The sequence below is a fragment of the Streptomyces sp. NBC_00557 genome (assembly GCF_036345995.1).
GTDB lineage: Bacteria > Actinomycetota > Actinomycetes > Streptomycetales > Streptomycetaceae > Streptomyces.
On sequence record NZ_CP107796.1, the window covers coordinates 6234268 to 6261234 of the forward strand.

The window sequence follows — 26967 nt, forward strand, 5'->3', positions numbered from 1 at the left end:
CGTCGATCAGGTACGGCCGGCTCACCGCGCCGGACAGCTGCTTTTCCCGCTCCCGCGCGGGGTCAGCCGGTCAGGCGGGCCGCGGCGGCGCGCTGCCGCTCGCTCATCACGGACAGGAAGCGGACGACCGTCCGCAGCTCGTCCGTGCTGAACTCCTCGCACGCCTCGACGACGTCCCGCCCCCAGTCCTCGAAGAACTCGGCGAGTTCGGCGATCTTCTCCTGGTTCAGCTCGACGAGCACCCGGCGCTTGTCGGTCGGGTGCCGGACGCGGTGCACGAATCCCTTGGCCTCCAGCCGGTCGATCAGCCCCGTGACGGAGGCGGGGGCGAGTCCGGTCAGCTCGGCGAGCTCCTTCGCGGTGAGCGCCCCGTGCCGCTGGAGCAGGTCCAGGGTCTTCTCCTCCGTCGCGTTCAGCCCCTGCTTCGCCGCGATGGCCGAGTGGAACATGACCGTGACCCCGCTGTGGATCCGGCCCACCGTCATCAGCTGCTCCAGCGTCTCCGCCCGGGCCGCCTGGTCCCGCTTCTCGTCTGCCGTGGCCATGGCCTCAGGCTAGCAAAAATTTCGTTCGGCCAAACTAAGGACTTGCGGAGGCGGCCGTGTCGGTGCAACTCTTTCGTTAGTCCGAACGAAATAAATCCGGCGGACGCCGGACCCACGACACCCGAGGAGACCTCCGTGTCCGCAACGCTCACCGAACCCCCCGCCACCACGGCGGAACCGCACCCGCGCCGCTGGGCCGCCGCCGTCGTGATGATGATCGCGGCGCTCATGGACCTGCTCGACACCACGATCGTCAACGTGGCGGTCCCCTCCATCAGCCGCGACCTGCACGCCTCGCCCAGCGACCTGCAGTGGACCGTCTCCGCCTACCTGCTCGGCTTCGCCGCCGCACTGATCGTCTCCGGCCACCTCGGCGACCGCATCGGCCGCCGCCCGCTCTTCCTCGCCGGCACCGCCGGCTTCGGACTGGCGAGCCTGGCCTGCGGGATCGCCCAGTCACCGGCGCAGCTGATCACCGCACGCGCGGTGCAGGGCGTGCTCGCCGCCGTACTGGTGCCGCAGGTGATCGGCTCGTTCCGCACCCTCTTCCAGGGCAGGGAACGCGGGGCGGCCTTCGGGATGTACGGCGCCGTCGCCGGCTTCGCCTCCGCCGTCGGACTGCTGCTCGGCGGACTCCTCACGGACGCCGACCTGTTCGGCTGGGGCTGGCGCTCGGTGTTCCTGGTGAACGTGCCGGCGGCCGCGGCGACCTTCGCCGCCGGATGGCTGCTGGTCCCGGCCACACGCGAGCGGTCGGCGGGCCGGCCGGACGTCCTGGGCAGCCTGCTGCTCGCCGGCGGCCTGGTCGCGATCGTGCTGCCGCTGGTGCAGGGCCGGGAGAACGGCTGGCCGCTGTGGGGCTGGATCTGCCTCGGCGCGGGCGTGCTGACCGTGGCGGGCCTCGGGGCGTACGAGGCCGGGCGGCACCGGCCCGGAACCGTGCCGCTGCTTCCCGCCCGTGCCTTCCGGCTCCCCGCGTTCTCCGTGGGCGTCCTCGTCCAGCTGCTGTTCTCCGTCGGCATGCAGGGCTTCTTCCTGGTCTTCGCGGTCTGGCTGCAGGCCGGCGAGCGGTACACGCCGATGCAGGCCGGGCTGGTGACCGTCGCCTTCTCGGCCGGCGGCTTCCTCACCGCACCCGCCGCGGACGGGCTCGCCGTACGGTACGGGCGGCTGGTGCTCGGCGCCGGGGCGCTGATGATGGCGGGCGGCCTCGGCTGGACCGGCGCGGTGATCGACGGCGCGCCGGCCGCGCACACCGGGGCGTGGCCGCTGGTGCCGGGGCTCGTGATCGCCGGAGCCGGGCTCGGGTTCCTGGTGGTGCCGCTGGTGAACGTCGTGCTGTCCGCGGTGCCGGGGGAACTGGCCGGCGGGGCGTCCGGGATCTTCTCCACCGCCCAGCAGTTCGGCGGCGCGGTGGGGGCCGCGGTGGTCGGCACCGTGTTCTTCGGGGCCGTGGGGAAGGGGATGACCGGGGCGCTGGTCGACGCGATGCCGTGGGTCGTCGGGGCGTTCGTGGTGTGCGCGGGGCTTTGCGCAGCGCTTCCTCGCCGGGCGGCGTCCGAGCAGCTCGACTGATGCGCCGGCCACCCGGGGGCCTGGCCCTCCAGGCCCCCGTTCGCCCTTCCGGCCGCCTCTCGACCCAGCGAGCCGGGTCGTGGGTGGGCGCGGCCGGGTGTCTGGGGGCGGCGCCCACGGACGCGGTGACGTGAACCTACGTGTCGCACTCCAGCACCGTCCGGCACAGCCCGCACCGCGCCCGTACCCGCCCCTTCACCGGCACCCGGATCCGCTGGTGGCAGGTCGGGCACGGGAACGTCACCCGCAGGTGGCCCGCCGGGTCGGGGCTGAAGGCGTAGGGCGCCGTCGGCTGGACCCCCGACACGTGCCGCCGGTCGTGGGCGTAGCGCCGCCGCCCCGCCCAGCCGGCCCCGGTCAGCGGCGGCTGCTGCCCGTCCCGGCGGGCCACGGCCATCCCCTCGGCGTACGCCTCGTACGCCTGCGGGCTGGTGAACCACACCGAGGGATCCTCATGGAACAGCAGCGCGCGCTTGGCCAGGACGTACCCGAACTCCTCCGGCGTGAGATAGCCGAGCTTCTGCGAGGAGACCCCGTCCTGCCGGAAGGCGTCCAGCAGCAGCCACCCCGCGCCCAGGTAGGTCGCCACCGTGTCCGTGAGGATCTCGTTCTCCGGCGTGCCGGGGAAGGAGAGGTCCAGCCGGTGCAGGTACACGTGCGCCACCTCGTGGGCCAGTGCCGCGCCGATGTCGCGCCGGTGGGTGCGGAAACGGTCGTTCAGTTCCACGAAGTACTCCGGCCCCGCCGCCAGTTCGACGTTCGCCGCGTGGGTCATCTCCCGGAAGCCGACGATCAGCCGCGCGTCCGGGAGCCGGAAGTGCCGCACGATCTCGCGGGCCACCCGCTGCGCGCCCAGATGCAGGTCGTCGGTGTCGCAGAAGGCCACGTCGGCGGGGACCACGCTGGTCGCGAACGTCTGGACGGTCTCGTAGGACAGCCGCTTGTACAGCGCCGTGATGGCGGACCGCACCGTCTCCAGGTGCGGGTAGCCGTGCTGGACCGGTCCGCCGTTCGCCACGTCCGCACCCCCAAAGACGCCGGAACTCCTCTCCACTGTAGGCGCGCGGGACGCCCCGCCACACGGGCGGCAGCCGGGGCGCGCACCGGCCGGCGCCCACCTCGCCGGACTCCGGCACCCGCCCCGCTCCGGCCCTCCCGCACCCGCACCGGGCCTCCCGCACCCGCACCGGGCCGGGCACGTCCGGCGTGTCCGCCGGGCCGCCGGATGCAGTCGGCTTCGCCCCGGTCCGCTTCCGCGCCCAGCAGGGCCGCAGCGTGCCCGGGGGCTGGAGCGACCGCGTCCCCTATCCCGGCGATCCGCCGGTGATCCACTCTCCGGACAGCCCGGAGGACCGGCCCGCACAACCCATAAGGTGACTCGCATGACCACCAGCGACATCGGAACCGGTGACGTGGACCCCGAGGTCCGTCAGGAACTGGAGCGGCTGCGCGACAGCATCGACAACATCGACGCCGCCGTCGTCCACCTGCTCGCCGAGCGTTTCAAGGCCACCCAGCAGGTCGGCCGCCTCAAGGCGGTGCACCAGCTGCCGCCCGCCGACCCGGCCCGCGAGGCCCGCCAGATCGCCCGGCTGCGCCGGCTCGCGGAGAACGCCAAGCTCGACCCGGCCTTCGCCGAGAAGTTCCTGAACTTCATCATCGCGGAGGTGATCCGCCACCACGAGCGCATCGCCGAGGACACGGCCAACGGCCAGCAGCCGGGGGCCTGACCGGAGGCCTGACGGAGGGAAAGAGGCACGGAGGCCGGGCCTGAGGAAGAGACCAGAGGAGTGGCGGCCGAAGAGACCGGGGGCGGGCGGCGTCGGCCGGGGAGCGCGCCGGAACGAGCGGTGAGCCGGACATAAGCCGTGAAACCGCCCACCCCCTGTGCGCTGTCAGTGAGATCAGGCAGCATGGCCTGCATGTCCGTACTCACGCGCGATGAAGCGCAGCTCCGAGCACAGCTCCTCGACGTCCACCGCTACACGGTCGAACTGGACCTCACCACCGGGGACGAGACGTTCGACTCCCGCACGGTGATCCGGTTCACCGCGCGGTCCGCCGGGGACACGTTCGTCGAGCTGAAGCCCGCCGCATTGCGCGCCGCCACCCTCGACGGGCAGCCCCTCGACCCCGAGTCCCTGGACGACGGCCGGCTTCCCCTGCGCCACCTCACCGCCGGCGAACACGAACTGCGCGTCGACGCCGCCATGCGCTACTCCCGCACCGGCGAGGGCATGCACCGCTTCACCGACCCCGCCGACGGCGAGACCTACGTCTACACCCAGATGTTCATGGACGACGTCCAGCGCGTCTTCGCCGCCTTCGACCAGCCCGACCTCAAGGCCGTCTTCGAGATCTCCGTCAAGGCCCCCGACGGCTGGACCGTCCTCGCCAACGGCATCACCGAGCGGCGCCCCGACGGCGTCTGGCAGGCCGCCCCCACCCCCCGGATCTCCACCTACCTCGTCGCCGTCGCCGGCGGCCCCTGGCACTCGGTGCGCACCGAACACCGCGGACTGCCCTTCGGCATCCACTGCCGCCGCTCCCTCGCGCCGTACCTGGACACCGACGCCGAGGAGATCCTCGACATCACGCGCGCGTGCTTCGACCGCTACCACGAGAAGTTCGAGGAGCCCTACCCCTTCGACTCCTACGACCAGGCCTTCGTCCCGGAGTTCAACGCGGGCGCCATGGAGAACCCCGGCCTGGTCACCTTCCGCGACGACTTCGTCTACCGCTCCGCCGTCACCGACACCGAGCGGCAGACCCGCGCCATGGTCATCGCACACGAGATGGCCCACATGTGGTTCGGCGACCTCGTCACCCTCAAATGGTGGGACGACATCTGGCTGAACGAGTCCTTCGCCGAGTACATGGGCTACCAGACCACCGCCGAGGCCACCCGCTTCACCGACCCCTGGACCGAGTTCGGGGTCACCCGCAAGGCCTGGGGATACGACGCCGACCAGCGCCCCACCACCCACCCCGTCGCCCCCGAGAAGGTTGACGACACCGCCTCCGCCCTGCTCAACTTCGACGGCATCTCCTACGCCAAGGGCGCCTCCGCGCTGCGCCAACTCGCCGCCTGGCTCGGCGAGAAGGACTTCCTCGCCGGCATCAACACCCACTTCGCCCGGCACAGGTTCGGCAACGCCACCCTCGCCGACTTCATCGACTCCCTCGCCTCCGCCACCGACCGCGACGTGCCCGCCTGGGCCGACAGCTGGCTGCGCACCACCGGAGTGGACACACTCACCCCCCGCATCGCCTCCGCCGACGGCACCTGCACCCTCACCGTCGAGCGCGCGGGCAGCCGCCCGCACCACCTCACCGCCGGCCTGTACGACCACGACATCGCCGACGAGGGCCGCCTCGTGCTGCGCACACGCCTCGGCCTCGACGTCCCGCAGACCGACGCCCAGCCCATCGGCAAACGCCCCGCCCTGCTCCTGCTCAACGACGGCGACCTCACCTACGCCAAGATCCGCTTCGACCCCGACTCCTTCGACACCCTGCGCACCAGCCTCTCCGGACTGCCCGACCCCCTCACCCGCGCCGTCGCCTGGAACGCCCTGCGGGACGCCGTACGCGACGGCGAACTGCCCCCCGCCGCCTACCTGGACACCGCCCGCGCCCACCTCCCGCGCGAAACCGACCTCGCCCTCGTCCAGGGCGTCCTCGCCTTCGCCTCCGGCCAGATCGCCGACCAGTACCTCGGCCCCGAGGACCGCCCGGCCGCCCTCACCACCCTCACCGCCCTCTGCCGCGACCTGCTGCGCCGCACCGAGGACGGCGACCACCCCGGCCTGCGGCTGCTCGCCGTACGGCACCTGATCGGCGTCGCCGCCCACCCCGACACCATCGCCGCCTGGCTCGCCGACGGCACCGTCCCCGGCGGCCCGGAACTCGACCCCGACCTGCGCTGGAGCATCCTCGGCCGGCTCGCCGTACTCGGCGCCACCGACGAGACCGCCATCGCCGCCGAGCTGGAACGCGACCCGAGCGCCACCGGCCAGGAGGGCGCCGCCCGCTGCCGCGCCGCCCTGCCCGACCCGGAGGCCAAGCGCACCGCCTGGGAGGCGATGTTCGCCGGCGACGACCTGTCCAACTACCTCTTCACGGCCACCGCGCAGGGCTTCTGGCAACCCGAACAGGCCGACCTGGTACGGCAGTACGTGCCCCGCTTCTACCCGGACGCCGTCGCCGTCGCCGCCCGGCGCGGCCCCGCCATAGCCACCGCCGCCGCCCGCTGGGCGTTCCCCGCCCACGCCGTCGACGCCGAGAACCTGCGGCTCGGCCAGGCCTGCCTGCGCGACGCCGACCCCACCCCGGCCCTGCGCCGCACCCTCGCCGACCGCCTCGACGACCTCGCCCGCGCCCTGCGCGTACGCGGCGAACAGCAGACGCCGGCCGCACTGGGGGCACAGGAGGTACGGGAGGTACAGGAAGCACACCAGGACTAGGTCCGGCGGGCCTGGGGCACGGCTGGTCCCTGCCGCACCCCCGGAGGCACCCCGTGCTCGCAGTGACCGGCGCGACCGGCAGCGTCGGCCGCGCCCTCGTCGGCCGACTCCTCGCCGCAGGGCGGCCCGTGCGGGCGCTCACCCGCGACCCGCAGCGGGCCGCCCTGCCCGACGGCGCCGAGGTCGTCCGCTCCGGCCCGACGGCACCGCCGCCGCGCTCGACGAGGCCCGCCCTCTTCCGGTACGCACAGACCTGCACCCCCGGCCTCCTCAAAGCCGCCCGTGCCCAGGGAGTGCGGCACGTCGTGCTGCTCTCCAGCGGCCTCATCAAAGAGGGCGCCGCGCCGAACACCTTCGCCACCAACGCCCTGCAGTGGGCGCCCCAGATCCGCGCCGGAAACACCGTCCACGCTGTCTTCGCCCACGCCCGGTCCGCACCCATCCACGAGGACGACATCGCGGCCGTCGCCGAACGCGCACCCCTCGACGGCGGACACGAAGCCGCCATACACCGCCTGACCGGCCCCGAGGCCCTCACCCACGCCGGACAGGCCGCCGCCATCGGCGCGGCCCTCGGCCGGCGGCTGACCTTCGTCGAGACCGACTGCCGCCAGGCCGGGCCCGGAGCTGTTCCCGCCACGTCCCGCCCGGCATGCTCCAGCGCCCGCTGCGCACCTTCGAGGAGACCACCGGCGTCCCACCGGAGATCACCGGCACCGTGGAACAGCTGACCGGCACCCCGGCCCGCACCTTCGCCCAAGGGGCCCACGACCACGCGGACGACTTCACCGCACGGAGCTGAGCACGCACGTCCGCCGTACCCACTTTCGGGTCTCGCTCGTTGAGCATCGGGGACACACCGGGTTCTTCCCGTACAACCCGCAAGCCCACGAGTCGGTCCACGAGCGGAGGACAGGCGATGAGCGGTCAAGGACCCCTGCACACCCCAGCCCTCGCCTCGGGCCCGCACGGCCCCGCCGCCCTGCGCCCCCTCCTCGACACCGTCCTCGACGCCCTCACCACCGGCACCCGGGCACGCGGCGGGCCACTGCCCGGCGGCGGACCACAGGCCGTCGCCGCCCGCGTCACCGCCGCCCTCGCCGACGTCCTGCCCGACCACGGCGACCCCGACGCCCTGCACACCCTCGTCCACGCCCTCGCCGAGGGCGCCGCCGACCCCGCCGACCCGCTGTGCGCCGCCCACCTGCACTGCCCGCCCCTCGCCGTGGCCACCGCCGCCGACCTCGCCGTCAGCGCCCTCAACCCCTCCCTGGACTCCTGGGACCAGGCCCCCGCCGCCTCCGCCCTCGAAACCGCCGTCACCCGCACCCTCGCCCACGCCACCGGCCTCGCCGACGCCCTCGTCACCACCGGCGGCACCGAATCCAACCAGCTCGCCCTGCTCCTCGCCCGCGAAACCCACGGCGACGGCGTACGGCTCGTGTGCGGGGCCAACGCCCACCACTCACTGCCCCGCGCCGCCTGGCTGCTCGGCCTGCCCGACCCCGTCGTCGTCCCCGCCCCCCACGGCACCCTCGACCCCACCGCCCTCGACCAGGCCCTCACCACCCTCCCCGGACCCCTGCTCGTCGCCGCCACCGCCGGCACCACCGACGGCGGCCTCATCGACCCCCTCCCCGAGATCGCCGGCCTGTGCGCCGCCCACGGCACCCGCCTGCACATCGACGCCGCCTACGGCGGAAGCCTCCTGTTCAGCGACCAGCACCGCGACAAACTCCACGGACTCAACGCCGCCCACACCGTCACCCTCGACCTGCACAAACTCGGCTGGCAGCCCGTCGCCGCAGGCCTCCTCGCCGTCGCCCACCCCAGCGAACTCACCGCACTCCACCACCGCGCCGACTACCTCAACGCCGACGACGACACCGACGCCGGACTCCCCGACCTCCTCGACCGCTCCCTGCGCACCACCCGGCGCCCCGACATCCTCAAGATCGCCGTCACCCTCAAGACCCTCGGCCGCACCGGACTCGGCGCCCTCGTCGACCAGGTCTGCGACCACGCGAGCCGGCTCGCCGCCCTCATCGCCGAACACCCCGGCCTCGACCTCCACGACCGGCCCGTGATCAGCACCGTCCTGTTCCGGCCCACCGGCGCCGACGACGACACCGTCGCCGCCGTACGCCGCAGACTCCTGCACGAAGGCCGCGCCGTCCTCGGACGCGCCCGGCTCGACGGACGCCTCTGGCTCAAAGCCACCCTCCTCAACCCCCACACCCGGCCGGACGACCTGGCCCACCTCCTGAAACTCGTCACAGAAGGCACCCCCGCATGAGCACCCCCCCACGGCACGAGGCCACCTCCCCCCGCGACCTCGTCGGCATCGGCATCGGCCCCTGCAACCTCTCCCTCGCCGCCCTCGCCCACCCGCTCGCCGAACTCGACGCCGTCTTCTACGAACAACGCCCCGGCTTCGACTGGCACCCCGGACTCCTCATCGACGGGGCCACCATCCAAGTCCCCTTCCTCGCCGACCTGGTGACCCTCGCCGACCCCACCAGCCCCTGGAGCTTCCTCAACTACCTCAAAAACCGCGAACGCCTCTTCCCCTTCTACTTCGCCGAGCACTTCCACATCCAGCGCGCCGAATACGACGCCTACTGCCGCTGGGTCGCCCAGAACCTCCCCGGACTGCGCTTCGGCCACCAGGTCGACGCCGTCCGCTGGAACCCCGAACGCGACGTCTTCGAAGTCGACTTCACCCAACTCGACACCGAAGGCGAAGCCGAAGCACTCGGCCGCACCTACACCCGCAACGTCGTCCTCGGCGTCGGCAGCGAACCCTGCGTACCCGACCCCCTCAAACCCCTCGTGGACACCCCCGGCGTACCCGTCGTCCACGCCGCCGACTACCTCGACCACCGCACCGAGATCCTCGCCGCCGGCCACATCACCGTCGTCGGCTCCGGACAGTCCGGCGCCGAAGTCTTCCTCGACCTGCTCCGCCACCGCCCCGCAGGCCGCGAACGACTCCACTGGATCGGCCGCAGCGAAGCGTTCGCCCCGATGGAATACTCCAAACTCGGCCTCGAACACTTCACCCCCGACTACACCCGCTACTTCCACGCCCTCCCCGAACCCGTACGCGACCGCCTCGTCCCCGCCCAATGGCAACTCCACAAGGGCATCGACGCCCGCACCCTCGCCGCCATCCACGACGAGCTCTACCGGCGCACCCTGCACGGCGGCTGGCCCGACGCCGTCCTCACTCCCGGCGTCCGCGTCCGCACCGCCGGCCGCATCGCCACCCCCAAGATCGAACTCCACCTGGAACACCTCCAGCAGGACAGCCGCTCCCGGCTCACCACCGACGCCGTCGTCCTCGCCACCGGCTACCGCGCACGCCCCCTCGACCGCATCCTCGCCGGGCTCGACCCCTACCTGCGCCGCGACAAAAGCGAACGCCCGCGCATCGACCAGAACTACCGGCTCGTCCTCGACCCCTCCGTGACCGGCTCCGTCTACGTCCAGAACGCCGAACTGCACACCCACGGCATCGGCGCCCCCGACCTCGGCCTCGCCGCCTGGCGCAGCGCCACCATCCTCAACACCCTCACCGGAAAAGAGCCCTACCCCCAGCCCACCCGAACGGCCTTCACCACCTTCGGCCTCCAGGAAGACCGCCACCGGGTACCACCCACCCGGCAGGTACGGCACCTCACACCACTCGTCGACGGAACGTGACCACAGACCCGGTCACCCCGGCCACCCTCCGGACGGCCACCCGCCCCGCTCCGCCCCGCACGCAGCGGGCCACCGGCGGCCGTCCGGACACATCCGCCGGAATTCGCTCATCGGAGCGAGCACTCGCACAATTCAACACTTGTCAATAACCCTTAACTGAAAGGTCCTTGAGTGGTCATGTGCGACCGATTCTCTACCCGCGGGTAAGGCCTAGGCTCGACCCATGCGCCGAGCAAAGATCGTCTGCACTCTAGGGCCCGCCACCGACACATACGACCAGATCAAGGCACTGGTCGACGCCGGAATGGACGTCGCCCGATTCAATCTCAGCCACGGCACCCACGCCGAACACGAAGAACGCTACCGGCGAGTCCGAAAAGCCGCCGACGAAACCGGCCGCAGCGTCGGAATTCTCGCCGACCTCCAAGGACCGAAGATCCGACTCGGCCGATTCACCGAAGGCCCCGTACTCCTTGAACGCGGCGACACCTTCACCATCACCGTCGAAGAAGGCGCCGAAGGCGACCGCCACCAATGCGGCACCACCTTCGCCGGCCTCGCCGCCGACGTCACCACCGGTGAACGCATCCTCGTCGACGACGGCAAGGTCTGCCTCGAAGTCACCGCCGTCGACGGCCCCCGCGTCCACACCCTCGTCATCGAGGGCGGCATGATCTCCGACCACAAGGGCCTCAACCTCCCCGGCGTCGCCGTCTCCGTCCCCGCCCTCTCCAAGAAGGACGAGGACGACCTGCGCTGGGCGCTGCGCACCGGCTTCGACGTCATCGCCCTCTCCTTCGTCCGCAGCGGCGACGACGCCAAAGACGTACACCGGATCATGGCCGAAGAGGGCCGCCGCCTCCCGGTGATCGCCAAGATCGAGAAACCGCAGGCCGTGGAGAACCTCGACGACATCATCGCCGCCTTCGACGGACTCATGGTCGCCCGCGGCGACCTCGGCGTCGAGATGCCCCTCGAACAGGTGCCCATCGTCCAGAAGCGCGCCATCAAACTCGCCAGGCGCAACGCCAAGCCGGTCATCGTCGCCACCCAGATGCTCGACTCGATGATCGACAACGCCCGGCCCACCCGCGCCGAAGCCTCCGACGTCGCCAACGCCGTCCTCGACGGCACCGACGCCGTCATGCTCTCCGGCGAGACCAGCGTCGGCAAACACCCCGTCGAGACCGTACGCACCATGGCCAGGATCGTCGAAGCGGCCGAGGAGGACATGCTCGCCAAGGGCCTCCCCCCGCTCACCGAACGCAACAAACCCCGCACCCAGGGCGGCGCCGTCGCCCGCGCCGCCGCCGAAATGGGCGACTTCCTCGGCGCCCGGTTCCTCGTCGCCTTCACCCAGTCCGGCGACACCGCCCGCCGCCTGTCCCGCTACCGCTCCCCGATCCCCCTCCTCGCCTTCACCCCCGAACCGGCCACCCGCTCCCAGCTCAGCCTCACCTGGGGCGCCGAGACCTTCCTCGGCCCGCACGTCGACTCCACCGACGCCATGGTCGACCAGGTGGACGAGCTGCTGCTGAAGTACGGCCGCTGCGAGAAGGGCGACGTCGTGGTCATCACGGCCGGCTCCCCGCCCGGCGTCTCCGGCTCGACCAACATGGTTCGCGTCCACCACATCGGCGAGGACGACAGCCCCAGGTAGCTTTTCAGTGCTTGGGGCCGACGCGGGCGTCCATGAGCGCGCCGGAGGCCTTCTTGGCGACGGAGACGGTGACGGCGGCGCGGCTCTGGTTCAGCGTCCTCCACTCGACGCCGACCTTGTCGAGGGTGTCCGTGAAGAGACGGACGATGTCGGTCGAGGTGTTGGTGAAGAAGTAACGCGGATATTCGTACCGCTTCCGCTCACCGGCGACCATGCGGGTGGTCCAGTTGGTGATACGGCACCCGTCCGAGTGGATCAGGCCCCGGATGAACTCCCACGGGTGAGCGTCGACGATGGCGTGCTGCCAGGGTTCCAGGACGATCGGACGCTCATGCTTCTTACCGGGGCCGTGCTGGGGGAAGAGGCAGGGCCAGTGTGCGCTGTAGCTCACCACGGAGATGTAGCCGACAGCCTGGACTCGGTAGGCCTTCCCGCTGGGGCTGACGGCTTCGACTGCGGTGGCGCACGCCTCGATGAGGCCAGGCCATGAGTCGGCGCAGGCGATGCGGAGGTAATAGCCCGACCTCGGGGCGGGGCTGATGCACCCATCGCCCAGGTAGAGCCCCAGGAGGTAGCTGTACGACGTCCTGTCCTCGGGCGGTTCCGCCACGGGGCCGCACAGTGAGCACGGGGTCCTGCGGGGCAGTGGGTCGATTCGCGTCTTCCAGGAGCGGATGGCGGCCCTGGACACGCCGGTTTCTTTGCTGACCGAGTTCAGGCTGCGCCCCTGAGCAACCAGTGCGAGGGCTCGCTTGCGTGTGCTGACGTCGTACATGCGGACACCATGCGAGAGTGGTCGTGGCGACACGCAACGAAAAGCGAAGGATCACGCGAATGTGATCCTCCGCTTAACACTGCTGACCTTGGAAACCAAGGAAAAAGTGCCCCCGGTCGGACTCGAACCGACACTGTACGGGTTTTGAATCCGCGGCCTCTGCCGAATTGGGCTACGGGGGCCAATGAATCTAAGGTTAACGGTCGCCCGCTGTGCCCCCACCATACCGCAGCTAGGTACGCTCTTGGGAGCAGTACGTGCCCTGCCCTGGACCAAGGAGCCTCAGTGACCGCGCCCGAGTCGCCCCAGCCCGTAGACGCGCCCGACGACGACAAGTCGCACGTGCCTCCGCTGACGACCCGTGTCGTCATCGCCGAGGACGAGGCCCTGATCCGGCTCGACCTGAAAGAGATGCTGGAGGAGGAGGGCTACACCGTCGTCGGCGAGGCCGGGGACGGCGAGCAGGCCGTGGCGCTGGCCCGCGAGCACCGTCCGGACCTGGTGATCATGGACGTGAAGATGCCGAAGCTCGACGGCATCTCCGCGGCGGAGAAGATCGCCGAGGAGTCCATCGCGCCGGTGCTGATGCTGACCGCGTTCTCGCAGCGTGACCTCGTCGAGCGTGCTCGGGACGCGGGTGCGATGGCGTATCTGGTGAAGCCGTTCAGCAAGAGCGATGTCGTTCCGGCGATCGAGATGGCCGTCTCGCGCTTCACGGAGCTGAAGCAGCTGGAGAAGGAGGTCGCGGACCTCACGCAGCGTCTGGAGACCCGGAAGCTGGTGGACCGGGCGAAGTCGATCCTGCAGACGGAGTACGGCCTGACGGAGCCGGCGGCGTTCCGGTGGATCCAGAAGACGTCGATGGACCGCCGTATGTCGATGCAGCAGGTCGCGGAGGCCGTGATCGCCGACAACGAGGAGAAGAAGGCGGCCAAGAACGGCTGAGCGGCGTTCTTCGTTCTTCCTTCGTGCGAACCTTCGTACGACGCGGCCCGCACCCCGGAGAAGGGGTGCGGGCCGCGTCGTCGTGTGCGGACGGGTCAGTCCTCGCCGAGGTAGGCCTTGCGGACGGATTCGTCGTGGAGGAGGTCCTGGCCGGTGCCGGACAGGACGATGTTGCCGACTTCCATGACGTGGCCCTGGTCGGCGAGGGAGAGCGCCGCCTGGGCGTTCTGTTCGACGAGCAGGATGGTGGTGCCCTGTGCCTTGAGTTCGGCGATGGTGGACATGATCTTCTGCATCATGATCGGCGAGAGGCCCATGGAGGGTTCGTCGAGCATGAGCAGTTTGGGCTGGGACATCAGGGCGCGGCCCATGGCGAGCATCTGCTGTTCGCCGCCGGAGAGGGTGCCGGCGGCTTGCTTGCGGCGTTCTCCGAGGATGGGGAAGAGGTCGTAGGCGCGCTGGATGTCTTTTTCGATGCCGGGTTTGTCGTTGCGCAGGAAGGCGCCGAGGCGGAGGTTGTCCTCGATGGTCATGCGCGGGAAGATGTGCCGCCCCTCGGGGGAGTGGGCGAGGCCGAGGGAGACCACCTGGTGGGCGGGGACCTTCTTCAGCGACTTGCCGTTGAAGCGGATCTGGCCGCCGACGGGCTTGAGCAGGCCGGAGAGGGTGCGCAGGGTGGTGGTCTTGCCGGCGCCGTTGGTGCCGATGAGGGTGACGACCTGGCCGGCTTCGACCTTGAAGGAGATGCCTTTGACGGCTTCGATCTTGCCGTAGGCGACCCTGAGGTCCTCCACTTCGAGCAGTGCGGTCATCGGTCGTTCTCCTTGCCGGGCGCGGCGTCGGTGGTGTTCTCGGCGTTGCCTTCGGCCGGTTGGGGCGCCGCGGGTGTGCCGTCGGTGCCGGTGCCCGCCTCGGCGGCCTCCACCTCGGCCGCCTCTTCGTCGCCGGGGGCGTTTTCGAAGGGTTCGCCGAGGTAGGCGGCGATGACGCGTTCGTCGCCCTGGACGGTGGCGCTGTCGCCCTCGACGAGTTTTTCGCCTTGGACGAGGACGGCGACGCGGTCGCAGAGGTTGAAGATGAAGCGCATGTCGTGCTCGATGACGAGGACGGCGATGCCCTTGTCGCGGATGGCGAAGACGAGTTCCTCGGTGGCCCGGGTTTCCTGGGGGTTCATGCCGGCGGTGGGCTCGTCGAGGAGGAGCAGGCCGGGTTCGCTGGCGAGGGCGCGGGCGATCTCGAGTTTGCGCTGTTCGCCGTAGGGGAGGTTGCGGGCGAGGTGTTCGGCTTTGCGTTCGAGGCCGACGAACTCGAGGAGTTCCATGGCGCGTTCGCGGGAGGCCTTTTCGGCGCGGTGGAAGCCGGGGCCGCGCAGCAGGGCGGACCACAGGCCTTCTCTGGTGCGGGTGTGGCGGCCGACGAGGACGTTCTCGAGGACCGTCATGTTGGCGAACAGGCGGATGTTCTGGAAGGTGCGGGCGATGCCGGCGGCGGTGACCTTGAAGGACTTGGGCGGCAGGACCTGGCCTTTGTAGCGGACTTCGCCCTCGGTGGGGACGTACAGGCCGGTGAGGCAGTTGAAGAAGGTGGTCTTGCCGGCGCCGTTGGGTCCGATGAGGCCGACGATCTCGCCGCTGTTGACGGTGAGGTCGACGTTGCGTACGGCGGTGAGGCCGCCGAAGCGCATGGTGACGCCGCGGGCGTCGAGGACGGTCTGGCCGGAGGCGGGGGCGCCGGGGGTGGCGTCCTGGGTGGTGGTGTCGGTGGTCATGGTGGTCAGGCCCCTGCCTTGGTGAGGACGGCGGGCGCTTCGGTGTCTTCGTGGAACTCGAGTTGGCGGCGCCGGTTGGGGATGAGGCCTTCCGGGCGGAAGCGCATCAGGAGTACGAGCGCGACGCCGAAGGCGAAGAGCTGGTAGTCGCCCAGGAACTGGAGCTTGGCCGGGATGAGGTAGAGGAGGGCCGCGCCGACCAGGGGTCCGGAGATGGTGCCCATGCCGCCGAGGACGACGGCGGCGAGGAGGAAGGCGGAGTTGGGCGGGACGACGTGGGCGAACTGGTACTGCTCGGGGGTCACGGTGTAGGTGACGTGGGCCTGGACGGAGCCGGCGAGGCCGGCGAGGCAGGCGCCGAGGGCGAAGGCGATGAGTTTGACGCGGAAGCCGTTGATGCCCATGGCGAGTGCGGCGGTCTCGTCTTCGCGGATGGCGATCCAGGCGCGGCCGATGCGGGAGTCGCTGCTGCGCCGGAACACCACGACCACGATGAGGGTGATGAGCAGCATGAGCAGGAAGTAGTTCGCGAAGCGGCCGATGGTGGTGCCGAGGAGCTGGTGTTCCTGGCCGAAGTCGAAGCCGAGGATCTTGAGGTTGGGGATGGAGGAGATGCCGTTGGAGCCGTTGGTGACGTCGGGTCCGGAGGTGCCGTCCATGTTGAGGACGGTGATGCGGAAGATCTCACCGAAGCCGAGGGTGACGATGGCGAGGTAGTCGCCGCGCAGGCGCAGGGTGGGGGCGCCGATGAGGACGCCGAAGACCATGGCGACGGCGGCGCCGAGGAGTGCCGAGGCCCAGAAGGGCCACTGGACGTGCAGCGGCGAGGAGGGGGAGCCGGAGACCAGGGCGGCGGTGTAGGCGCCGACGCCGAGGAAGGCGACGTAGCCGAGGTCGAGGAGGCCGGCGAGGCCGACGACGATGTTCAGGCCGAGGGCGACGGTGGCGAAGATGAGGATGTAGACGCCGATGGTCGCGTACTGGTCGTCGGACTGGGTGAGGGGGAAGGCGGCCGCTGCGACGAAGGCGCCGGTCATGGTGATGCTGCGGTGCCGGGCGGTGATGGCCGAGAGGCGGGCGACGAGTCCGGCCTTGACGAGGGTGGCGAAGCCGAAGCCGGCGGTGATGAGGAAGCCGATGAACAGCTCGTCGTAGGAGGTGTCGATGCCGTAGGAGAAGACCGCCAGGCCGATGGCCATGGCCGCGGCGATGACGAGGATCTCGGCCCAGGCGGGGAGTTTGCGGCCGGGTCGGGGGGTGTCGGCGGCGAAGGAGGCCTTGAGGACGTTCCACTTCTGCCGGGTGTTGTGCTTGAACAGTTCCCAGCCGGTGTCGTCGGGGTCGGCGGGGTCGGGTTCGGGTCGTTCGAAGGGGAGGGCGAGTGCGCCGACGAGGGCGGCGAGGGTGGCGAGGGCGACGATGAAGCCGCCGGGTTCGAGGTTGACCAGTCCGCCGAGTTCGGTGCTGATGGCGATGACGGTGTACCAGGCGGTGGCGAAGGTGCCGAGTGCGGCCATCTTCAGGGCGGCGTCGGGGGTGCCGGGGGTGAGCCAGCCGAGGCCCTTGACGCCGTAGGAGGCGAGGCCGAAGAGGGTGGTGAGGATGCCGCCGATGAGGACGAGGACCTGCAGGCCGCCGGGGTAGCCGTAGACGGTGAGGTCGCCGGGGAAGTCGGTGGTCCAGGTCCAGGACAGGAAGGTGGAGGCGATCGCGAGGGCGCCGCCGCCGGTGGCGAGGGCTCGTCCGAGGGGGGCCGGCAGACCGATGAGGCCGGAGTGGGTGGCCTCGGGTGCGGTCGTGGTCTGCGGGGTCTCGGGGGAGCCGGATGCGGTGGTCTGTGTGGTCATCGCGATCACGCCCTGTCCGCGACGCGCTCGCCGAGCAGGCCCTGTGGCCTGAACAGGAGCACGAGGATGAGGAGTACGAAGGCCCAGACGTCTGCCCAGGACTGGCTGCCGAACTTGTCCATGCCGGGGATGTCCGCGATGTACGCGGTGGAGAGGGCCTCGGCGACGCCGAGGACGAGTCCGCCGAGCATGGCGCCGTAGATGTTGCCGATGCCGCCGAGGACGGCCGCGGTGAAGGCCTTGAGGCCGAGGATGAAGCCCATGCGGAAGTCGATCTGACCGTATTTCAGGCCGTAGGCGACGCCGCCGACCGCGGCGAACGCGGCGCCGACGGCGAAGGCGATCACGATGATGCGGTCGGTGTTGACGCCCATCAGCTTGGCGGTGTCCGGGTCCTGGGCGGTGGCCTGCATACCGCGGCCGGTGCGGGTGCGCATCACGAAGTAGGCGAGGATCGCCATGCTGATGGGGGCGGCGGCGACCAGGAAGATGTCACCGGTCTGGATGGTGACGTTGCCGATGTTGAAGGGGCCGCCGGGGATGTTGGGGAAGGTGCGGGCGGACTTCGCCTGGGGGTACCAGGCCCAGACGGCCTGCTGCAGCGCCAGGGAGAGGCCGATGGCGGTGATGAGGGGTGCGAGGCGCGGGGCGTTGCGCAGGGGGCGGTAGGCGAACCGTTCCGCTCCGACGGCGACGGTGACGGCGACGAGGATGGCGCCGATCAGCATCAGCGGCAGGGCCACCCACATGGAGGTGCCGTCGGGAAGGATGTACGCGTAGACCGTGAGCGCGCCGAAGGCGCCGGTCATGAAGATCTCGCCGTGGGCGAAGTTGATGAGCTGGACGATGCCGTAGACCATTGTGTAGCCGATGGCGACCAGCCCGTACATGGATCCTAGTAGCAGGCCGTTGACCAGCTGCTGCGGCAGCTCGTTCACCGCATGTCCTCCGGGACGTTCGGGAAGTTCGACGGATGAAGCCGGATGCGAGTCCGCGCGGGGCGCCAGTGGAACAGCGCCCCGCGCGGCTCTCGGCAGGTGCGGGTGTGGGGGTCAGCCGCCGTTGTAGGTGCCGGACTCCACGGCCTTCCAGGCGCCGTTCGTCACGGAGTAGACGGTGAGCTGCTTGTTGGTGGCGTCACCGTACTGGTCGAAGGAGACCTTGCCGGTCACGCCGTCGAAGGAGACGTTCTGGACGGCGGCGGTGACCTTGGCGCGGGCGCCGGAGGGCAGCTTGCCGCCGTTGTCGTCGACGACCTTCTTCACGGCCTCGATGATCGCCCAGGCGGAGTCGTAGGAGTAGCCGCCGTAGGCCGCGTACTCCTCCTTGTAGCCGGCTGCCTTGTAGTTGGCGACGAAGTCCTTGGCGGAGGGGAGGGTCTCGACCGGGGCGCCGACGGAGGTGGCCATGTCGCCGGTGGCGGCGCTGCCGGCGAGCTTGATGAAGTCGTCGGCGTAGATGCCGTCACCGCCGACGAGCGGGATGTTGGCGCCGGCGGACTTGATCTGCTTGCTCAGCGGGCCGGCCTGCGGGTACTCGCCGCCGTAGTAGACGACCTGGGCGCCGGAGTTCTTGACCTTGGTGGCGACCGCGGAGAAGTCCTTGGTGTCCGGGTTGATGTGCTCGGTGCCGACGACCTTGCCGCCGAGCTTCTTGAACTCCGCGGTGAAGGTGGCGGCGAGGCCGGCGCCGTAGGTCTTCTTGTCGTCGATGACGAAGACCTTGGTCTTCTTGGCCTTGTTGTAGACGTACTGCGCGGCGAACGGGCCCTGGATGGCGTCGGTGGTCGCGGTGCGGAAGTACGACTTGTACGGGCGGGACTTGGTCTTCTGCCAGTCGGCGCCCTGGGTCAGGGCGGGGTTGGTGTTGGCGGGCGAGACCTCGACCAGCTTGGCGTCGTCGAAGACCTTCTGCATCGACTCGGCGACGGAGGAGTTCAGCGGGCCGACGACGCCGAGGACGCTGTTGTCGGAGACGAAGGCGGAGGCGTTCTGCTGGCCCGAGGAGGGCTGCGCCTGGTCGTCCTTGGCCTCGATCTTGAAGGTGACGCCCTTGACGTAGTTCTTCTTGTTGGCCTGGTTGACGGCCAGGTCGACGGAGTTCTTGATGCCCAGGCCGAGCGCGGACAGGTCGCCGGTCAGTGGGGCGTCGACGCCGATGGTGACGGTGGTGCCACCACCCTTGCCGGAGTCGGAGCCCTTGTCGCCGCTGTCGCGCGAGCCGCAGGCGGTGAGGGTGAGTGCTCCCGCGGCCAGCGCGGCGGTGATGGCGATGAGCGAACGTTGACGCACGATCAGTCCTTTCCCCTGGACGACCGCCTCCCCGTGGAAGCGGTCGAGCCGCGCGCCCGACCGAAGTGACAGGCCCGATGGGCAATTGGGGGGCGCGGTGACTGGCCGTGACTCTAAGCGTGTGTGGGGAACGTGGAGGAGTGTCTGACCAATGCTGTGACTCTCTTGTTATGACACGACGTAATGCAGAGCGGTACGGCGTGGGAGTTAGGGCGGAATTCCGGCCGATTCGCCCCGTCCGCAATGTGAGAATCCGCAGGACCCACCTTGATCAATTCAGGTGTCTCGAGGGTTTTGGTGATGACGTGGTGTTGTTGCCGCAGGCGCCTTTCAGTGCTTGGGAGAGATGCCGGGCGTAGCGCGTGCCGAGGATGTAGCTCTGAATCTGTATTGCGCGCGTATTACGCAGAGTTACATCCAGGAATGGAAGCCCGGCGTCCATGGGCAGATGTGCGCATCGGGTCACGTGCAGGGTGATGGTGATCCTGCGGTCCGAACCCGCCTTTGTCCGGAAGGGCGTCGGCGGGTCCGTCACCAGCGAGAGTCCCGCGTACGGCTGGGTCACCCGGGTCACGGTGACCGGCGGCCCGGACTCCACGCTCAGTAGCACCGCGAAGCTGAAGCTGCGGGGCGGGGCGCCGGCCGGGGTGGGGCGCCCACTGGCGTACTCGACCTCGACCACCTGGGCGGGGTACGGCGCCGGGGGCGGCGGCTGCTGCCGGGGCCGGGCGGCGTAGAGGTAGCCGCCGCCGGCCAGGAGGACGGCCACCGCGGCGAACGCCAGCGTGGCGCGCCGGTGGCGGGCGTAACGGGTCGCCAGTAACGAGCGGACCCTCGCCGCGCGGCCGGCGGCGGGGGACGTGGGGTGCCGCGTGTCCCACGCGTGCGTGCCCTCGCCCGGCTCCAGGGGACCGATGCCGCTCATTGCCAGGGGCCTCCGCTCGGGGTTCCGTGCCGATATCGCTCGGCGCAGGACGCGCGCGCCTGACGGTCGATCAGCCTCTCGGCGGCCCCGGTGCCCTGACGCCGTTTCGCGGCGCGCGCGGCGTCGACGATCTCGCGCAGGATCGCGTACTGCCCGTTGGACAGGCCCATCGACTGGTAGTCGCCGTAGGTGTCGCTGTCGAGCACTTCACGGGCCCAGTGCGCGACGAGGCGGGTGCAGAGGGCGGCGGGGGAGGTGGGGGTGGGGGCGGTGGAGGCCGACGAGTCGGGGGAGTCGGTGGGGGCGGCGGAGGGCGTGGCCGGGGTGGGGGTGGCGGCGGTCGAGGTGGTGCCGGGGCGGGAGGCGGTGGGGTGTGCGGGGGCGGCGGTCCGGTCGCAGGCCGTCGCGCACAGCAGTGCCGGCAGCGCCAGGCCGAGCGCCAGGAGCCTCGCCCCCGGCCGGGGGTTCCCTCGCCGTCCCATGAGCAGAAGCTAAGGGGAGGGACGGCGGAGGGCAACGGGCCGGTGCGGCGGGAGCAGCTGCCCGCCGTGCGAGCGGGGCGGGGTGGTCAGGCGCCGGCGGGCGGGATCTGGGCCGCGTCGGCGGGGCGGGCGTCGCGCAGGAGGCAGGTCAGCCGGGCGGTGCACACGCGGCGGCCCTCCTCGTCGCTGATCACGATCTCGTACGTCGCCGTCGACCGGCCCCGGTGCACCGGCGTGGCCACCCCCGTCACCAGGCCCGAACGGACCCCCCGGTGGTGCGTGCAGTTCAGGTCCACGCCGACCGCGATCTTCGAGCTGCCGCCGTGCAGCATGGAGCCGACCGAGCCCAGGGTCTCCGCCAGCACCGCGGAGGCGCCGCCGTGCAGCAGGCCGTACGGCTGGGTGTTGCCCTCCACCGGCATGGTCCCGACGACCTTCTCCGCCGATGCCTCCAGGATCTGCACGCCCATCCGCGTGCCGAGGTGTCCGGCCGAGAACAGGGCGGGCAGGTCGACACCGAGCGCCGCGTACTCGTCGATGACCTCCTGCGGGAACTGAACTCGCTGCTGCTCACCCATGGGCCCGGCTCCGTTCTTCGTGCGCCTGTCTGCTCGCTGAGCAAACGCTCAGTCGGTCGCCGATTGTTCCAGACGGCCGCCCGCGGTGGCGGTGTGATCTTCGAGACGTACGACCACGGACTTGCTGGCCGGCGTGTTGCTGGTGTCGGCGGTGGCGTCGAGCGGGACCAGGACGTTCGTCTCGGGGTAGTACGCCGCCGCGCAGCCCCGGGTCGTCGGATAGTGCACGACCCGGAAACCGGGCGCCCGCCGCTCCACGCCGTCCTTCCACTCGCTGACCAGGTCCACGTACGCCCCCTCGGCGAACCCGAGCGCCCGCGCGTCCTCCGGGTGCACCAGCACCACCCGCCGGCCGCCGGTGATCCCCCGGTAGCGGTCGTCCAGGCCGTAGATCGTGGTGTTGTACTGGTCGTGCGAGCGCAGGGTCTGCAACAGCAGGCGGCCCTCGGGCAGTTCGGGGTACTCCACCGGCGCCGCCGTGAAGTTCGCCTTGCCCGTGGCGGTCGGGAAGCGGCGCTCGTCGCGCGGCGCGTGCGGCAGCGCGAAGCCGCCCGGCCGGGCCACCCGCGCGTTGAAGTCCTCGAAACCGGGGACCACGCGCGCGATGCGGTCGCGGATCGTGGCGTAGTCCTTCTCGAACTCCTCCCACGGCACGACGCTGCGCTCGCCGAGCACGCGGCGCGCCAGCCCGCAGACGATGGCCGGCTCGGACCTGAGGTGCGGGCTCGCGGGCGCGAGCCGCCCGCGCGAGGCGTGCACCATGCCCATCGAGTCCTCCACGGTCACGAACTGCTCACCATTGGCCTGCACGTCCCGCTCGGTGCGCCCCAGCGTGGGCAGGATCAGCGCACGCGCGCCCGTGACGACGTGCGAGCGGTTGAGCTTGGTCGACACGTGCACGGTCAGCCGCGCGCGCCGCATCGCGGCCTCGGTGACCTCGGTGTCGGGGGAGGCGGAGACGAAGTTGCCGCCCATGGCGAAGAACACCTTCGCCTCGCCGTCGCGCAGCGCGCGGATGGCCCGTACGACGTCGAAGCCGTGCTTGCGCGGCGGCGCGAACCCGAACTCCTTCTCCAGCGCGTCCAGGAAGGCGGGCGCGGGCCGCTCGAAGATCCCCATCGTGCGGTCGCCCTGGACGTTGCTGTGCCCGCGCACCGGGCACACGCCCGCGCCCGGCCGGCCGATGTTGCCGCGCAGCAGCAGGAAGTTGACCACCTCGCGGATGGTCGGCACGGCGTGCTTGTGCTGGGTGAGCCCCATCGCCCAGCAGACGATGGTCCGCTCGGAGGCGAGCACCATGGCGAGGGCCTGCTCGATCTCCGCGCGCGTGAGGCCCGTCGCCCTGAGCGTCTCGTCCCAGTCGGCGCCACGCGCGGCCTCGGCGAACTCCTCGAACCCGTGGGTGTGCTCGCGGACGAACTCCTCGTCGACCGCGCCCTCGGTTTCGAGGATCAGCTTGTTGAGCAGGCGGAAGAGGGCCTGGTCGCCGCCGATGCGGATCTGCAGGAACAGATCGGTGAGGGCGGCGCCCTTCAGCAGGCCCTGCGGGGTCTGCGGGTTCTTGAACCGCTCCAGGCCGGCCTCGGGCAGCGGATTGACGCTGATGATCCTCGCGCCGTTCGCCTTCGCCTTCTCCAGCGCGGAGAGCATGCGCGGATGGTTCGTCCCCGGGTTCTGCCCGGCGACGATGATCAGGTCGGCCCGGTACAGGTCCTCCAGCAGGACGCTGCCCTTGCCGACGCCGAGGGTCTCGCCGAGCGCCGACCCGGACGACTCGTGGCACATGTTGGAGCAGTCCGGCAGGTTGTTCGTGCCCAGCTCGCGCGCGAACAGCTGGTACAGGAACGCGGCCTCGTTGCTGGTGCGGCCCGAGGTGTAGAAGACGGCCTCATCGGGGGAGGAGAGGGCGGCGATCTCCTCGGCCACGATGTCGAAGGCACGGTCCCAGCCGACCGGCTCGTAGTGCGTGCCGCCCTCGGGCAGATACATGGGGTGGGTGAGCCGGCCCTGCTGCCCCAGCCAGTACCCGCTCCTGGTCGCCAGGTCGGCGACGGAGTGCGCGGCGAAGAACTCCGGGGTGACCCGGCGCAGGGTGGCCTCCTCCGCGACCGCCTTCGCGCCGTTCTCGCAGAACTCCGCCTTGTGCCGGTGGTCCGGCTCCGGCCAGGCGCAGCCCGGGCAGTCGAACCCGTCCTTCTGGTTCACCCGCAGCAGCGTCAGCGCCGTGCGCCGCACGCCCATCTGCTGCTGGGCGATGCGCAGCGTGTGACCGATGGCGGGCAGCCCCGCCGCCGCGTGCTTCGGCTCCACGACCTGCGGCGCGTCCTGAACCGGATCACCCTTGGGCGGCTTCGTCGCCATCGCACGCTCCCCTTCGACTGCGTGTGACCAGTACAACGCCGATCCTGCCACGTGGCACTGACAGCCGTGCCCGCCGGGCTAGACGAGAGCACCGGCACGCTCGGATACCGAGGGAGACCCTCCGCAGCCCGCTCCCCGGCCCCGGACCGGACTGTCAGTGCGGCGTGGCAGGATCGAGGGCGTGGCAGAGACAGCATCGAAGCAGACCGACAAGACCCCCGGCGGCACCCGTCCCCGGCTGATGCTCATGGACGGGCATTCGCTGGCCTACCGCGCGTTCTTCGCGCTGCCCGCGGAGAACTTCACGACCGCGACCGGCCAGCCGACGAACGCGATCTACGGTTTCGCGTCGATGCTGGCCAACACCCTGCGTGACGAGGAGCCCACGCACTTCGCGGTGGCCTTCGACGTCTCGCGCAAGACCTGGCGCTCGGAGAAGTTCACCGAGTACAAGGCGAACCGCTCCAAGACCCCGGACGAGTTCAAGGGGCAGGTCGAGCTGATCGGCGAGCTGCTCGACGCGATGAACGCCCCCCGCTTCGCCGTGGACGGGTACGAGGCGGACGACGTCATCGCCACCCTCGCCACCCAGGCCGAGGCCGAGGGCTTCGAGGTGCTCATCGTCACCGGCGACCGCGACTCCTTCCAGCTGGTCACCGACAACATCACGGTGCTCTACCCGACGAAGGGCGTCTCGGAGCTGACCCGGTTCACCCCGGAGAAGGTTTTCGAGAAGTACGGCTTGACGCCCGCCCAGTACCCGGACTTCGCGGCGCTGCGCGGCGACCCGTCCGACAACCTCCCCGGCATCCCCGGCGTCGGCGAGAAGACCGCGGCGAAGTGGATCAACCAGTTCGGCTCGTTCGCGGAGCTGGTGGAGCGCGTCGACGAGGTCAAGGGCAAGGCCGGGCAGAACCTCCGCGACCACCTGGAGTCGGTCAAGCTCAACCGCGTCCTCACCGAGCTGGAGCGCCAGGTCGAGCTGCCGAAGTCGGTCGCCGACCTGGAGCGGACCGCGTACGACCGCAAGGCCGTCGCGATGATCCTGGACACCCTGGAGATCCGCAACCCGTCCCTGCGCGAGCGCCTCTTCGCCGTCGACCCGGGCTCGGTGGAGGCCGAGGCCACGCCGATCGCCACCGACGGCGTGGAGCTGGACGGCGCGATCCTGCGCACCGGCGAGCTGGCCGGCTGGCTCGCCGAGCACGGCGCCGAGACGCTCGGCGTGGCCACCGTCGACGCCTGGGCGCTGGGCGCCGGCTCGGTCGCCGAGGTCGCCCTGGCCGCGGCCGGGGGAGCGGCCGCCTGGTTCGACCCGGCCGAGCTGGACGAGGCGGACGAGAACGCGTTCGCGGCCTGGCTGGCCGACCCCGCCCGCCCCAAGGTGTTCCACAACGCCAAGGGCGCGATGCGCGTCTTCGCCGAGCACGGCTGGTCCGTCGAGGGTGTGACCATGGACACCGCGCTCGCCGCCTACCTGGTCAAGCCGGGCCGCCGTTCCTTCGACCTGGACGCGCTGTCCCTGGAGTACCTCCACCGCGAGCTGGCGCCGGCCGCCGCTGCCGACGGCCAGCTGGCCTTCGGCGCCGACGAGGGGGCCGAGGCGGAGGCCCTGATGATCCAGGCCCGCGCGGTCCTCGACCTGGGCACGGCCTTCGAGGCCCGCCTGGCGGAGGTCGGTGCCGCCGACCTGCTCCGGGACATGGAGCTGCCCACCTCCGCCCTGCTCGCCCGCATGGAGCGCCACGGCATCGCCGCCGACCGCGCGCACCTGGAGGCGATGGAGCAGATGTTCGCGGGCGCGGTGCAGCAGGCCGTGAAGGAGGCGCACGCGGCCGCCGGCCACGAGTTCAACCTGGGCTCGCCCAAGCAGCTCCAGGAGGTCCTCTTCGGCGAGCTGGCCCTGCCGAAGACCAAGAAGACCAAGACCGGCTACACCACCGACGCCGACGCCCTGGCCTGGCTCGCCACCCAGACCGACAACGAGCTTCCGGTGATCATGCTCCGGCACCGTGAGCAGGCGAAGCTGAGGGTGACGGTCGAGGGCCTGATCAAGACCATCGCGGGCGACGGCCGTATCCACACGACGTTCAACCAGACGGTCGCCGCGACCGGCCGCCTGTCCTCCACGGACCCGAACCTGCAGAACATCCCGGTCCGCACGGACGAGGGCCGGGCGATCCGCCGCGGCTTCGTGGTCGGCGAGGGCTTCGAGTCCCTGATGACCGCCGACTACAGCCAGATCGAGCTGCGGGTGATGGCCCACCTCTCCGAGGACGAGGGCCTGATCCGGGCGTTCACCTCCGGCGAGGACCTGCACACCACGGCCGCGTCCCAGGTGTTCGGCGTCGAGCCGGCCGCGGTGGACGCGGAGATGCGCCGCAAGATCAAGGCGATGTCGTACGGCCTGGCCTACGGCCTGTCCGCCTTCGGCCTGTCCCAGCAGCTGAACATCGAGGCGGCGGAGGCCCGCGCCCTGATGGACGCGTACTTCGAGCGCTTCGGCGGCGTCCGCGACTACCTCCGCCGCGCGGTCGACGAGGCCCGGGCGACGGGCTACACGGCGACCCTCTTCGGCCGTCGCCGGTACCTGCCGGACCTCAACAGCGACAACCGCCAGCGCCGCGAGGCGGCCGAGCGCATGGCGCTCAACGCGCCCATCCAGGGCACCGCGGCGGACATCGTGAAGATCGCCATGCTCAAGGTGGACAGCGCGCTGCGGGCGGCGGACCTGAAGTCCCGCATGCTCCTCCAGGTCCACGACGAAATCGTGCTGGAGATCGCCCCGGGTGAGCGCGCGGCCGCCGAGCAGATCGTCCGCCAGGAGATGTCCAACGCCGTCCAGCTCCGAGCCCCCCTGGACGTCTCGGTCGGCGTGGGCCCGGACTGGGAATCAGCAGCGCACTAGCCCACGGCGCTCAACCGGGGGGCGTTGCAGCGAACCAGCACTGCGACGCCCCCCCGCCACCCCGGCAAAGGGAAGCCCGCCGCAACGGCGCCCGCCTCCACGGCGCATCCCGGCGGTGCGGATCCCACCGAACCCC

General features: G+C 70.9%; 21 protein-coding genes and 1 tRNA gene. 9 read left to right on the forward strand and 13 right to left on the reverse strand.

Translation table 11 applies throughout. From position 1 onward, the window contains the following. Positions 1 to 62: 62 nt before the first annotated feature. Complete coding sequence (locus tag OG956_RS27335; RefSeq protein ID WP_330340653.1) at positions 63 to 545, reverse strand: MarR family winged helix-turn-helix transcriptional regulator; 483 nt, start codon at positions 543 to 545, stop codon at positions 63 to 65. Positions 546 to 680: 135 nt separating this feature from the next. Here OG956_RS27335 and OG956_RS27340 point away from each other — a divergent pair, with 135 nt between their 5' ends. Then, positions 681 to 2120, forward strand: coding sequence for an MFS transporter (locus OG956_RS27340; RefSeq protein ID WP_330340654.1), 1440 nt, complete (start codon positions 681 to 683; stop codon positions 2118 to 2120). Positions 2121 to 2256: 136 nt separating this feature from the next. Here OG956_RS27340 and OG956_RS27345 read toward each other — a convergent pair whose 3' ends face one another. Beyond that, positions 2257 to 3138: a hypothetical protein gene (locus OG956_RS27345; RefSeq protein WP_330340655.1), complete on the reverse strand. Its 882-nt coding sequence runs from the start codon at positions 3136 to 3138 to the stop codon at positions 2257 to 2259. A 364-nt stretch (positions 3139 to 3502) separates the two neighbouring features. On the opposite strand from OG956_RS27345, the gene OG956_RS27350 reads away from it, so the two are divergent. The 6 genes from OG956_RS27350 to pyk all read left to right on the forward strand — a co-directional run bounded on the left by OG956_RS27350 (position 3503) and on the right by pyk (position 11951). Further along, entirely contained in the window at positions 3503 to 3850 is a 348-nt protein-coding gene (locus OG956_RS27350) for a chorismate mutase (RefSeq protein ID WP_330340656.1), read from the forward strand. A 192-nt stretch (positions 3851 to 4042) separates the two neighbouring features. After that, positions 4043 to 6586, forward strand: a complete 2544-nt coding sequence (gene pepN, locus OG956_RS27355; protein WP_330340657.1) for an aminopeptidase N — start codon at positions 4043 to 4045, stop codon at positions 6584 to 6586. 53 nt (positions 6587 to 6639) lie between these two features. Further along, complete coding sequence (locus OG956_RS27360; protein ID WP_330340658.1) at positions 6640 to 7317, forward strand: SDR family oxidoreductase; 678 nt, start codon at positions 6640 to 6642, stop codon at positions 7315 to 7317. A 188-nt stretch (positions 7318 to 7505) separates the two neighbouring features. Continuing rightward, positions 7506 to 8882, forward strand: a complete 1377-nt coding sequence (locus tag OG956_RS27365; RefSeq protein ID WP_330340659.1) for a pyridoxal phosphate-dependent decarboxylase family protein — start codon at positions 7506 to 7508, stop codon at positions 8880 to 8882. Further along, a complete protein-coding gene (locus tag OG956_RS27370) occupies positions 8879 to 10291 on the forward strand; it encodes a lysine N(6)-hydroxylase/L-ornithine N(5)-oxygenase family protein (protein ID WP_330340660.1) in 1413 nt (470 codons plus the stop codon). The genes OG956_RS27365 and OG956_RS27370 overlap by 4 nt, the downstream gene beginning before the upstream one ends. A 223-nt stretch (positions 10292 to 10514) precedes the next feature. After that, entirely contained in the window at positions 10515 to 11951 is a 1437-nt protein-coding gene (pyk, locus tag OG956_RS27375; RefSeq protein ID WP_330340661.1) for a pyruvate kinase, read from the forward strand. Positions 11952 to 11955: 4 nt separating this feature from the next. Here the strand turns inward: pyk and OG956_RS27380 are convergent, their stop codons facing one another. Then, positions 11956 to 12726 (reverse strand): transcriptional regulator, encoded by a 771-nt coding sequence (locus OG956_RS27380; protein ID WP_330340662.1) that lies wholly within the window; start codon positions 12724 to 12726, stop codon positions 11956 to 11958. Positions 12727 to 12833: 107 nt separating this feature from the next. Next, a tRNA-Leu gene (locus tag OG956_RS27385) sits at positions 12834 to 12908 on the reverse strand. A 103-nt stretch (positions 12909 to 13011) separates the two neighbouring features. Between OG956_RS27385 and OG956_RS27390 the strand changes: the two genes are divergently transcribed. Further along, complete coding sequence (locus OG956_RS27390) at positions 13012 to 13671, forward strand: ANTAR domain-containing response regulator (RefSeq protein ID WP_330340663.1); 660 nt, start codon at positions 13012 to 13014, stop codon at positions 13669 to 13671. A gap of 95 nt (positions 13672 to 13766) precedes the next feature. On the opposite strand, the gene OG956_RS27395 is transcribed toward OG956_RS27390, so the two are convergent. The 9 genes from OG956_RS27395 to OG956_RS27435 form a co-directional block, all read right to left on the reverse strand. Then, positions 13767 to 14483, reverse strand: a complete 717-nt coding sequence (locus tag OG956_RS27395) for an ABC transporter ATP-binding protein (RefSeq protein WP_330340664.1) — start codon at positions 14481 to 14483, stop codon at positions 13767 to 13769. After that, a complete protein-coding gene (locus tag OG956_RS27400; protein WP_330340665.1) occupies positions 14480 to 15439 on the reverse strand; it encodes an ABC transporter ATP-binding protein in 960 nt (319 codons plus the stop codon). Before OG956_RS27400 ends, OG956_RS27395 begins: the two co-directional genes overlap by 4 nt. Positions 15440 to 15444: 5 nt before the next feature. Next, positions 15445 to 17286 (reverse strand): branched-chain amino acid ABC transporter permease, encoded by a 1842-nt coding sequence (locus tag OG956_RS27405; protein WP_330340666.1) that lies wholly within the window; start codon positions 17284 to 17286, stop codon positions 15445 to 15447. A 5-nt stretch (positions 17287 to 17291) separates the two neighbouring features. Next, positions 17292 to 18224, reverse strand: a complete 933-nt coding sequence (locus OG956_RS27410; protein ID WP_330340667.1) for a branched-chain amino acid ABC transporter permease — start codon at positions 18222 to 18224, stop codon at positions 17292 to 17294. A gap of 114 nt (positions 18225 to 18338) precedes the next feature. Beyond that, positions 18339 to 19577, reverse strand: a complete 1239-nt coding sequence (locus OG956_RS27415; protein ID WP_330340668.1) for a branched-chain amino acid ABC transporter substrate-binding protein — start codon at positions 19575 to 19577, stop codon at positions 18339 to 18341. A gap of 271 nt (positions 19578 to 19848) precedes the next feature. Beyond that, entirely contained in the window at positions 19849 to 20502 is a 654-nt protein-coding gene (locus OG956_RS27420) for a Tat pathway signal sequence domain protein (RefSeq protein WP_330340669.1), read from the reverse strand. Further along, positions 20499 to 20984, reverse strand: coding sequence for a hypothetical protein (locus tag OG956_RS27425; RefSeq protein WP_330340670.1), 486 nt, complete (start codon positions 20982 to 20984; stop codon positions 20499 to 20501). Before OG956_RS27425 ends, OG956_RS27420 begins: the two co-directional genes overlap by 4 nt. A gap of 86 nt (positions 20985 to 21070) precedes the next feature. After that, positions 21071 to 21562, reverse strand: coding sequence for a hotdog fold thioesterase (locus tag OG956_RS27430; RefSeq protein ID WP_330340671.1), 492 nt, complete (start codon positions 21560 to 21562; stop codon positions 21071 to 21073). A 48-nt stretch (positions 21563 to 21610) separates the two neighbouring features. Continuing rightward, entirely contained in the window at positions 21611 to 23923 is a 2313-nt protein-coding gene (locus OG956_RS27435; RefSeq protein WP_330340672.1) for an FdhF/YdeP family oxidoreductase, read from the reverse strand. Positions 23924 to 24104: 181 nt separating this feature from the next. Between OG956_RS27435 and polA the strand changes: the two genes are divergently transcribed. Further along, on the forward strand, positions 24105 to 26831 hold the full coding sequence (gene polA / locus OG956_RS27440) for a DNA polymerase I (protein WP_330340673.1): 2727 nt from the start codon (positions 24105 to 24107) through the stop codon (positions 26829 to 26831). Positions 26832 to 26967: the final 136 nt, after the last annotated feature.

Coding starts and splice junctions, on each gene's coding strand:
- OG956_RS27335 (WP_330340653.1), bottom strand. CDS start 545: ATGGCCACGGCAGACGAGAAGCGGGACCAGGCGGCCCGGGCGGAGACG.
- OG956_RS27350 (WP_330340656.1), top strand. CDS start 3,503: ATGACCACCAGCGACATCGGAACCGGTGACGTGGACCCCGAGGTCCGT.
- pepN (WP_330340657.1), top strand. CDS start 4,043: ATGTCCGTACTCACGCGCGATGAAGCGCAGCTCCGAGCACAGCTCCTC.
- OG956_RS27365 (WP_330340659.1), top strand. CDS start 7,506: ATGAGCGGTCAAGGACCCCTGCACACCCCAGCCCTCGCCTCGGGCCCG.
- OG956_RS27370 (WP_330340660.1), top strand. CDS start 8,879: ATGAGCACCCCCCCACGGCACGAGGCCACCTCCCCCCGCGACCTCGTC.
- pyk (WP_330340661.1), top strand. CDS start 10,515: ATGCGCCGAGCAAAGATCGTCTGCACTCTAGGGCCCGCCACCGACACA.
- OG956_RS27380 (WP_330340662.1), bottom strand. CDS start 12,726: ATGTACGACGTCAGCACACGCAAGCGAGCCCTCGCACTGGTTGCTCAG.
- OG956_RS27395 (WP_330340664.1), bottom strand. CDS start 14,483: ATGACCGCACTGCTCGAAGTGGAGGACCTCAGGGTCGCCTACGGCAAG.
- OG956_RS27400 (WP_330340665.1), bottom strand. CDS start 15,439: ATGACCACCGACACCACCACCCAGGACGCCACCCCCGGCGCCCCCGCC.
- OG956_RS27405 (WP_330340666.1), bottom strand. CDS start 17,286: ATGACCACACAGACCACCGCATCCGGCTCCCCCGAGACCCCGCAGACC.
- OG956_RS27420 (WP_330340669.1), bottom strand. CDS start 20,502: ATGAGCGGCATCGGTCCCCTGGAGCCGGGCGAGGGCACGCACGCGTGG.
- OG956_RS27425 (WP_330340670.1), bottom strand. CDS start 20,984: ATGGGACGGCGAGGGAACCCCCGGCCGGGGGCGAGGCTCCTGGCGCTC.
- OG956_RS27430 (WP_330340671.1), bottom strand. CDS start 21,562: ATGGGTGAGCAGCAGCGAGTTCAGTTCCCGCAGGAGGTCATCGACGAG.
- OG956_RS27435 (WP_330340672.1), bottom strand. CDS start 23,923: ATGGCGACGAAGCCGCCCAAGGGTGATCCGGTTCAGGACGCGCCGCAG.